Annotated in this window: 1 protein-coding gene; it reads right to left on the bottom strand. The window is 64.4% G+C overall.

All coding sequences use genetic code 11. The features are described from left to right. A partial coding sequence (locus H8S23_RS13820; protein WP_186888939.1) for a phage terminase large subunit occupies window positions 1-1212 on the bottom strand: 1212 nt, incomplete at both ends.

Raw genomic sequence — 1212 nt, 5'->3', positions numbered from 1 at the left:
CCGCTGCGGCTCCCTGGCCGCGTCCACCCAGTAGGCGCAAAAGCCCCGCAGCGCGTCCGGCGCATGGGTCAGCTCATGCGGTTCGCCCGCCGCGTCCTCCGGCTTCAGCGGGTCGTGCTGCAGGGCCGGCAACGTGCGGATCAGGTTTCTGCAGGTGTCGAAGATGCGCAGCCGCGGCGACTGGCCGCCCGTCTCGTCCGGCCGCAGCGCCAGCCATTCCCGCACTGCCAGCCAGCCGCTGACCCTGTCGTTGCCCGTCCGGGCCAGCGGCACCCCGTGTTCCGCAAAAAGATCCGCTGCGCTGCGCCCGGTCTCCTGCCGCCGGTTCCACAGATCCGGCGGGGCCAGCCAGGCCGTCACTTTCTCGCCGCCGTTTGCCTGCAGCAGCCGCGCCGCCGCCGCGCTGATGATGTGTCCCTGCCCATCCGCGCCCCTGCCGTTGTCCCTGCCCTCATAGATCTCCCGGTAAACCACGGCCCGGCCCTCTCCGTCCACTGCGAACCAGTACGCCGCCAGCATGTCCATGCCGTAATCCAGGCTCACGTACCGCCGCCAGTGCTCCGGCACCTCAAACGGGCGGCACACATGCGCCTCGCGCGAAAACTCCGTGAAGTACTGCCCCTCAAAAATGTCCCAGTCGCCGTCCCGCAGCGCCCGCCGGTTTGTCTCGTCCAGGTTTTCCAGCCGCTGCAGGTAACCCGGGTCCCGGTCCATCAAAAATTTGTTGTCCCTGATCTTTGACGGCAAAAACAGCCGCGTGCCCGCTGCAAAAGTGTGTACGGTGTCCGGCGCGCCGATGTCGATGAACCTGGCTTTCACCCAGGCGTGTCCCACCCCGCCGGGGTTGGTACTGCTCTTCACCGCCTTGGGATAGTCGTTGGCGCCGCGCACGCGTGAGATCAGGTAAATGTACATGCTCTCGGTGAAATGGGTCAGCTCGTCAAAGCGGATCACGTCGTATTCCGCACCCTGATAGCGGTAAACGTCCTTTTCCGCGTCGCAGTATCCAAACTCAAGGACCGATCCATTCACAAAACTCCCGCGGTGGCTCGTGCCGGAATACCGATAAAGCTTTCGCGGATAAAATTTGAGATGCTCCAAAATCAGCGACCGCTCCAGGTCCGGGTAGGTGCGGCGCAGGATGAGCTGCTTTGAGCCCGGATACCGCAGCGCATACAGCAGCGCGTCGATCAGCTGTCCATAGCTTTTGCC

Origin of the sequence: Anaerofilum hominis, from assembly GCF_014287275.1 — a bacterium.
In the GTDB taxonomy this organism is placed as follows: Bacteria; Bacillota; Clostridia; order Oscillospirales; family Ruminococcaceae; genus Pygmaiobacter; species Pygmaiobacter hominis.
Note: the sequence above shows the minus strand (reverse complement) of the source record. Positions and strands in the feature narration are given on the sequence as shown.